The sequence below is a fragment of the Cellulomonas sp. ACRRI genome, from assembly GCF_022346185.1.
Lineage (GTDB): Bacteria > Actinomycetota > Actinomycetes > Actinomycetales > Cellulomonadaceae > Cellulomonas.
The window spans coordinates 1-7901 of the sequence record NZ_JAKRMS010000162.1 but is presented as its reverse complement, the minus strand read 5'-3'; the positions used below and the strand labels follow the sequence as shown (position 1 = coordinate 7901).

The window sequence follows — 7901 nt, the reverse complement described above, 5'->3', positions numbered from 1 at the left end:
GAGACAGGGCGGCGCGTGCGGCACGCGAGGCGGGCGCCCCGGACGGCCCGGGGGCCGCGGACGCCTCGCCCGGGTCGACCGCGGCGGCGGCCCCCCGACCGGGCGCGTCGGCGCCGGGGCCGTCGGTGCCGCCGGCGGGGGCGTCGGGGACGGCGCTGAGGTGCCGGACCGGCGCGCCCGGGCCGGCGTCCGCGTCAGGTCCGGCGGGGTGCCCCTCGGCCGGCCGCCCGGCGGGGGCGCCCTGGCCGGGGCGGGCCGGCGCACCGCCCCGCTCCGGGGAGCCCTCCGGCTCCGGCAGCGTCCCCGGTGCGCCCTCCCGGGCCAGCCGCGCCGCGTCGGCCGGCGGCACGCCGTCGAGCGTGAGCGACCGCATCGTCACCAGCCGCGCCAGGTCGCTCGCGCTGTACCGGCGGTGCGCCCCCGCGGTGTGCTCGGACGGCCCGAGCCCGTACCGGCGGTCCCAGGTGCGCAGCGTGGCGGGGGCGACACCCAGGCGGGAGGCCACGGCGGCCACCGTCAGGATCGGGCCGTCGAGCTCGACCGCCTCGGACTCGCCGTCGGCAGGACGCCCGGCGCCGCCGGTCGACCTGTCGTCCTCGCTGTGCTGCATCGCGCCCATCTCGTCCCCGCCGCTCGTCCCGCGGCCCGCCCCCGATTGTGCCGGGGAACTGGCGCGGTTTCCAGCGCCGGTCCGGGCGACCGCGCCAGGACGCGCCCGCCGCCGCACGCAACCGCGCCGCAAATCGCGTCAGCGCAGGTGACCGGACTGAAGCGGTTCGCGTCGAACTGATCGCGACACGGTCTTGAACAACTGCTGGCGCGGTTGTACTGTCCTCATCAGTGCAGTTCAGCCGCCGCACCAGGGACCTCGGTCCCAGGACAGCAGGGCAGGACCGCCCCCCGCACGTCACCAGAACGGCGCCCCGGCGCCGCGCAGGATGGAGGACCCCCCATGGCCGAGATCTCCCGCCTCCCGGGACCCGTGATGGAGCTCTGGGAGTGGCAGTACCAGGGCGCCTGCCGCGACGCGGACCAGGACCTGTTCTTCCACCCGGAGGGCGAGCGGGGTGCCGCGCGCCGGCGCCGCGCCGAGGCGGCCAAGGCCATCTGCGCGACCTGCCCGGTCATCAACGAGTGCCGCGAGCAGTCCCTCGCGGTCCGCGAGCCGTACGGCGTCTGGGGCGGCCTCTCGGAGGACGAGCGCACCGCCGTCCTCGCCGAGCGCGCCGGCCGGACCACCCACCAGGCGATCTGACCCCCCGGCGGCGCGGGCCTCCCGGCCCACCCGAGCGCCGCCGACCGGACGTGGCGACCGAGCGCGGTGCGACACCGCGCGGTCGCCGACCACGAGCGACGGGGCCCCTCTGCATGCGGAGGGGCCCCGTCGTGCTGCCGCGGCGCGCGCGGTCTGCGGCGGCGGCGCCCCCTCGGGCCCGGCACCCGGTGCGGGCGGCGGCGCCCCCTCCGGGCCCGGCACCCGGTGCGGGCGTCGGCACCCGCACGGGGCCCGGCGCCGGCCCCCGGGCATCCGCACCGGCCCCGGGCATCCGCACCGACCCCGGGCGCGACGAAGGCCCCCTCCGTCGCCGGAGGGGGCCTTCGTCGTCCGACCGCCGGCCTCACGGGCCGGCGGGGGGCGTCACTTGGTGACGACCGCCAGGATGTCGCGCGCGGAGAGGATCAGGTACTCCTCGCCGTCGTACTTGACCTCGGTGCCGCCGTACTTGCTGTAGATGACCTTGTCACCGACCGCCACGTCGAGCGGGACGCGGTTGCCGTTGTCGTCGATGCGACCGGGACCCACGGCCAGGACCTCGCCCTCCTGGGGCTTCTCCTTGGCGCTGTCCGGGATGACCAGACCGGAGGCGGTCGTCTGCTCCGCCTCGAGCGTCTTGACGACGATCCGGTCCTCGAGCGGCTTGATGGAGACCGACACAGCGGACCTCCCCTTCGCGTGTGAGTGCTGCCTGATGTCCGTTGTCGCCCCGTCCGTCCTGCCGTCGTCGCGGGTGCCGGCGGCCGGGCGGTGCGCTGGCACTCTCCTGAGGAGAGTGCCGATCAGCACTCTAGGAACCCGTTAGCACTCGGTCAAGGCGAGTGCCAACGACGGCGGGGTCGTCCGTCACATCCGTCCGCGCCCACGGCGGCGCCGGCCGTCGCCCCGTGCCGCCGTGCGAGGATCGCGGGATGGACGCGTCCGGCCTCGCCAAGCTGCTCAGCCCGGAGGGCTGGGCCCTGCTGTCCGCCCTCCCCCCGTACGACGAGCGGCACGCCATGGTCCTGTCCGAGCGGCTCCGCAGGGACGGCTTCGACGCGGACCTGGTCGCGGCCGCGCTGACCCAGTCACGGCTGCGCGCGAAGGCGCACGACAAGCTCGGCGAGTTCGCCGACGGGATGCTGTTCACCCCCGCCGGGCTCGAGCAGGCGACCCGGCTCGTGGTCGCCGCGCAGCACGCCCGCCGGTACGTCGCCGCGGGCGTCACCCGGGTGGCGGACCTGACCTCCGGCCTGGGCGCCGACGCGATGGCGTTCGCGGGCGTCGGCCTGCGGGTGCTCGCCGTCGACGCCGACGAGACCACCGCCGCGCTCGCGACGATCAACCTGCGCGCGTTCCCCGAGGCCGAGGTGCGGCACGGCGACGGGCTGGCGGTCGACCTCGCGGCCGAGGGCGTCGACGGCGTGTACGCCGACCCCGCGCGCCGGACGTCGGGCGGGAGCCGGGTGTTCGACCCCGCGGCCTACGCCCCGCCGCTGGACGACGTCCTCGCGGTCCGCGAGCGCGTGCCCGCCCTGGGCCTCAAGCTCGGCCCCGGGGTCCCGCACAGCGCCCTGCCCGAGGACGCCGAGGCGCAGTGGGTGTCGGTCGACGGCGACGTCGTCGAGCTCGGCCTGTGGTTCGGCCCGCTCGCCCCCGAGGGACCCGGCCGGTCCGCGCTGCTGCTGGCCGCCGGCGGCGGGTCCGCCGTGCTGCGCGCCGCCGCCGAGCGCGCCCGGGCCGAGGTCGGGCCCGTCGGCGCGTACCTCTACGAGCCCGACGGGGCCGTGATCCGCGCCGGCCTGGTCGCCGAGGTCGCCGCCGAGGTGCAGGGACGGCTCGTGGACAGCACGATCGCCTACGTGACCTCCGACGCGCTGCACGCGACCCCGTTCGCCACGGCCTACCGGGTGCTCGACACCCTGCCGTTCGGCCTCAAGCGGCTCCGGGCCTACCTCCGCGAGCGCGGCGTCGGGTCGCTGACCATCAAGAAGCGCGGCACCGCGGTCGTCCCGGAGCAGCTGCGCCGCCAGCTCGACCTGCGCGGGACCGCCACCGCGACGATCGTGCTCACCCGGGTCGCGGGCCAGCAGCAGGTGCTCCTGGTCGAGCCCGTCGGCGCCGCCGCATGACCACGCCGGCGCGGCTGCCGTTCGCGCGGTCCGAGCGGTCGACCGTCGGGATCGAGTGGGAGCTCGCGCTCGTCGACGCCGACTCGGGCGACCTGCGCCAGGTCGCCAGCACGGTGCTCGACGCGGTGCGGCCGGCCGGTGCCGCCGAGCACCCCGCGATCAAGCAGGAGCTGCTGCTCAACACCGTCGAGGTCGTCTCCGGGGTCTGCCGCACGGTCGGCGAGGCGGGCGCGGACCTGCAGCGGGCGATCGACGAGGTGCGGACCGTCACCGACCCGCTGCGCGTCGAGCTGATGAGCGCCGGCACGCACCCGTTCGCCCGCTGGGCGCAGCAGAAGGTCACCGACAAGCAGCGGTACGCCACCCTGATCGACCGGACGCAGTGGTGGGGCCGGCAGATGCTGATCTACGGCGTGCACGTGCACGTCGGGATCGAGGACCGGGACAAGGTGCTGCCGATCTCCCGGGCGCTGCTCACCACGTTCGCGCACCTGCAGTCGCTGTCCGCGTCCAGCCCGTTCTGGGGCGGCAAGGACACCGGGTACGCGTCGAACCGCGCGCTGATGTTCCAGCAGCTGCCGACCGCCGGCCTGCCGTTCCCGTTCGAGCGCTGGGACCAGCTGGAGGCGTACGTCGGCGACATGCTGCACACCGGGGTGATCGACGCGTTCGACGAGGTGCGCTGGGACGTCCGCCCGTCCCCGCGGTTCGGCACGATCGAGGCCCGGATCTGCGACGGCTCCCCCAGCCTGCTGGAGGTCACCGCGCTCGCCGCGCTCACGCACTGCCTGGTCGAGCACTTCTCGACGCTGCTGGACCGCGGGGAGCTGCTGCCGACGATGCCGCCGTGGTTCGCGCAGGAGAACAAGTGGCGCTCCGCCCGCTACGGCATGGACGCGATCATCATCACGAACGCGGCCGGCGACGAGGAGCTCGTCACCGACGCGGTCGGGCGGCTGCTGGTCGACCTGGAGCCGGTGGCCGACCGGCTGGGCTGCGCGGCCGAGCTCGACGCCGTGCGGGTCATCCTGCGCAAGGGCGCGTCCTACCAGCGGCAGCGCGCCGTGGCCCGGCGCAACGCGGGCGAGCTCGACGCGGTGGTGGCGTCGCTCGTCGCCGAGATGCGGGCCGGCCGGCCGCTCTGACGCCGGCCGCTGCGACGCCGGCGGCGCGGGCGCCTCAGACCGTGACCGTCTCCAGCGGCATCGTCGAGTCCACGCCGATCGCGAAGTCCGACGCCGGCAGCCCGCGGCGCACGACCGCGGCCCCCAGCGCGGCGATCATCGCGCCGTTGTCGGTGCAGTACTTGATCGGCGGGATCCGCAGGTCGATCCCGGCCGCGGCGCACCGCTCGGCGGCCATGTCCCGCAGCTGCGAGTTCGCCGAGAAGCCGCCGCCCACGACCAGGGTGTCCACGCCGTGCCGCCGGCACGCGGCGATGGTCTTCGCGGTGAGCACGTCCGCGACGGCCGCGGCGAACGACGCCGACACGTCCTCGAGCGGGATCGGCTCGCCGGCGTCCTCGCGCGCCTCGACCCAGCGGGCGACGGCGGTCTTGAGCCCGGAGAACGAGAAGTCGTACGCGTGCGCGGCCTGGTCCTTGGCGGCGGTGAGCCCGCGCGGGAACCGGATCGCCGTCGGATCGCCCTCGCGCGCCAGCCGGTCGATGTGCGGGCCCCCGGGGTACGGCAGGCCGAGCAGGCGCCCGACCTTGTCGAACGCCTCCCCCGCGGCGTCGTCGAGCGTCGAGCCGAGCTCGTGCACGCCGGTGACCACGTCGTCGACCAGCAGCAGGCTGGAGTGGCCGCCGGAGACGACGAGCGCCATGACGCGGTCGGGGAACAGGCCGTGCACCAGCTCGTCGACGGCCGCGTGGCCGATGACGTGGTTCACGCCGTACAGGGGCTTGCCGAGGCCGTACGCGAGCGCCTTGGCCGCGGCGGTGCCGACCGTGAGCGAGCCGACGAGGCCGGGGCCCGCGGTGACCGCGACCGCGTCGACGTCCGCGAGCGCGACCCCGGCGGTGCCGAGCGCGCGCTCGATCGTCGGGATCATCGCCTCGAGGTGGGCGCGGGAGGCGATCTCGGGGATGATCCCGCCGAACCGCGCGTGCTCGTCCACGGAGGACGCGACGGCGTCGACCAGGAGCTCGCTGCGGTCGGCGTGGGCGCGGACCAGGGCGACCCCGGTCTCGTCGCAGGACGTCTCGATCCCGAGGACGAGGGGCGCTTCAGGCATGCCCCGAGTCTAGGCCGCCGTCCGCCCCGGCCTCGCGCGCGGTGTGACGCGGTTCACGCAGGCAACAGGGATGACCCGGTACAAGTTGCGCATTCAACCGATCATGAGCATCGACACCGCACCGTCGTCCGCCGCCGCCGACCTCCGCGTCCCGCAGGAGATCGTGGACCTGGTGTTCCGGGACGCCCGCACCGTCAACACGTTCACCGACGGCGAGGTCACCGACGAGCAGGTCCGCGCCGTCTGGGACGTCGTCCGCTGGGGCCCGACCGCGATGAACTCCCTGCCGCTGCGCCTGCTGCTCGTCCGCTCGGGCGAGGGCCGCGAGCGCCTCGTCGAGCACATGAACGAGGGCAACAAGGCCAAGACCCGGCGGGCGCCGCTGAGCATCGTCGTGGCCGCCGACGTCGACTTCCACGAGCAGCTCCCCCGCCTGGCCCCGCACATGGCCGGGGCGCGCGAGAACTTCGCCGGCGTCGAGGACGTGCGCGCACGGATGTCCCGCGACAACGCGTTCCTGCAGGCGGGCTACCTGATCGTCGGCCTGCGCGCCGCAGGGCTGCACGTCGGGCCGATGACCGGCTTCGACGCCCCCGGCCTGGACGCCGACCTGCTCGCCGGCTCGGGCTGGCGCTCGATCATGGTCCTCAACGTGGGCAGCGCGCCGGAGGACGTCGAGGGCTTCGGCATGCCGGCGTCGCACCCGCGCCAGGGTCGCCTCGACTTCGAGGACGTCGCCCGCACGATCTGACGCCGCCCGCCGCCCGCCACTCCGGGCGGCCGCGCGGCAGGGCCCCGCACCGGTTCGCCCGGGCGGGGCCCTCGTCGCGCCCGGGCCCCGGCGGACTCCGCGCCGGACGGCCGAGCGGGGCGGCCGCGGGCGACGCCGCCTCAGGCCTTGCGGCGCATCGTCCAGGCGTCGACGTTCTCGGGCTGGTAGTAGCCCTTGCGCCGGCCGAACCGCTCGAAGCCCGCCCGCTCGTACAGCCGGAGCGCCGGTTCGTTGTCGACCCGCACCTCCAGCAGCACGTCGCCCGCGCCGAGCTCGCGCGCGTGGTCGAGCAGCGCGTCCAGCAGCATCCGGCCCACCCCGCGGCCCTGCGCGTCCGGGCGGGTGCCCACGGTCATGACCTGGCCGTCGTAGCCGTCGAACCACAGGCCCGCGTAGCCCACCAGCTCACCCGACGCGCGGTCCTGCGCGCCGACGTACCAGCGGCCCGGGCCGGCGATCTCCTCGGCCAGCGACGCCCGGGACCAGGCGCCCGCGCCGAACAGCGCCTCCTCCATGTCCTCGAGCGCGTCGAGGTCGGCGTCGACCAGCGGCCGGAGCAGGACGTCGGCCGTGCGGCCCGCCGGGGCGGCGCCCCGCGGGTCGGCGTCGTGCTGCGCGGCGCTGGCGGCGCCCTCCGGGGCTGTGCCCTGCGGGGCTGTGCCCTGCGGGGCTGTGCCCTGCGGCGCTGCGCCCCGCGGGGCGGCGCCGTCCGCGGCGGCGGCCGTCGCGTCCGCCGGCGCGCCGTCCCCGGGCGACGTCACGCCCGCGCCCGCTTCGCGGCGGCCGGCGGCACCGCGTCCGGGCGGCGGAGGTACAGCGGCTCGGTCGGCAGCACCAGTCCCTCGCCGCCGACCGCGAGCCGGGCGAGCGCCACGCGCGCCAGGTCCGCCGCGTCGACCGCGTCGGGGGTGTCGGGCACCGGCGCCAGGAGCTCGGGGTACAGCGCGGTGCCCGGGCCGACCAGCAGCAGCCCCTCGAGGCCCTGCTCCGCGACGGCGGCCGGGGTCGCGACGCCGGGGCCCTCGACCGCCTCGACCGACGGCTCCGCGCCGGCGCCCACCACGGCGCGGTACCGGGCCCAGTAGACCTCCCTGCGCCGGGCGTCGGTCACGACCAGCAGCTCCCGGCCGTCCAGGTCGGGGCCCGCTCCCGCCGCGGCCCGGGCGACCGTCGCCAGCGCGAGCGCGTCGAGCGACGACACCCCGTGCACCGGCACGCCGAGCGCCAGGCCGAGCGTGCGCGCCGTGACCAGGCCGACGCGCAGCCCGGTGAACGGCGCCGGCCCCGTGCCCACGACGACAGCGGTCAGGTCCGCGCGGGCGACGCCCGCCTCGGCGAGGACCGCGTCGAGCAGCGGGGTCAGCGTCTCCGCGTGCCGGCGGGACTCCCCCGTCGACCGGGTGGCCAGGGTGCGGCCGGAGTCGTCGACGACGGCGGCGGACGCGGCGGCGGAGGTGTCGAGCGCGAGGACGGGCACCGGTGTGGTTCCTTCGGGGTCGGGGAG

General features: G+C 76.7%; 9 protein-coding genes. 4 read left to right on the top strand and 5 right to left on the bottom strand.

The annotated features are described in order from the left end of the window. The coding region (locus tag MHY85_RS19170; protein WP_239199626.1) for a MerR family transcriptional regulator at positions 1-610 on the bottom strand (610 nt) is incomplete at its 3' end. Positions 611-952: 342 nt separating this feature from the next. Between MHY85_RS19170 and MHY85_RS19165 the strand changes: the two genes are divergently transcribed. Continuing rightward, a complete protein-coding gene (locus MHY85_RS19165; RefSeq protein WP_154730404.1) occupies positions 953-1255 on the top strand; it encodes a WhiB family transcriptional regulator in 303 nt (100 codons plus the stop codon). A 384-nt stretch (positions 1256-1639) separates the two neighbouring features. Here the strand turns inward: MHY85_RS19165 and groES are convergent, their stop codons facing one another. Then, complete coding sequence (gene groES / locus MHY85_RS19160; RefSeq protein WP_122149810.1) at positions 1640-1936, bottom strand: co-chaperone GroES; 297 nt, start codon at positions 1934-1936, stop codon at positions 1640-1642. A 251-nt stretch (positions 1937-2187) separates the two neighbouring features. Here groES and MHY85_RS19155 point away from each other — a divergent pair, with 251 nt between their 5' ends. Together MHY85_RS19155 and MHY85_RS19150 are read left to right on the top strand one after the other, a co-directional pair. Next, entirely contained in the window at positions 2188-3387 is a 1200-nt protein-coding gene (locus MHY85_RS19155) for a class I SAM-dependent methyltransferase (RefSeq protein ID WP_239199624.1), read from the top strand. Beyond that, positions 3384-4532 (top strand): glutamate--cysteine ligase, encoded by a 1149-nt coding sequence (locus MHY85_RS19150; RefSeq protein ID WP_239199622.1) that lies wholly within the window; start codon positions 3384-3386, stop codon positions 4530-4532. The genes MHY85_RS19155 and MHY85_RS19150 overlap by 4 nt, the downstream gene beginning before the upstream one ends. Before the next feature lie 34 nt (positions 4533-4566). On the opposite strand, the gene tsaD is transcribed toward MHY85_RS19150, so the two are convergent. Then, entirely contained in the window at positions 4567-5625 is a 1059-nt protein-coding gene (gene tsaD, locus MHY85_RS19145) for a tRNA (adenosine(37)-N6)-threonylcarbamoyltransferase complex transferase subunit TsaD (RefSeq protein ID WP_239199620.1), read from the bottom strand. Between the two features lie 103 nt (positions 5626-5728). Between tsaD and MHY85_RS19140 the strand changes: the two genes are divergently transcribed. After that, positions 5729-6376, top strand: coding sequence for a malonic semialdehyde reductase (locus MHY85_RS19140; protein WP_239199617.1), 648 nt, complete (start codon positions 5729-5731; stop codon positions 6374-6376). Positions 6377-6516: 140 nt separating this feature from the next. On the opposite strand, the gene rimI is transcribed toward MHY85_RS19140, so the two are convergent. Beyond that, positions 6517-7158, bottom strand: a complete 642-nt coding sequence (rimI, locus tag MHY85_RS19135; RefSeq protein WP_239199614.1) for a ribosomal protein S18-alanine N-acetyltransferase — start codon at positions 7156-7158, stop codon at positions 6517-6519. After that, positions 7155-7901 (bottom strand): tRNA (adenosine(37)-N6)-threonylcarbamoyltransferase complex dimerization subunit type 1 TsaB (gene tsaB / locus MHY85_RS19130; protein ID WP_255733726.1); only part of this gene is annotated, 747 nt, incomplete at its 5' end. The genes rimI and tsaB, both read right to left, overlap by 4 nt.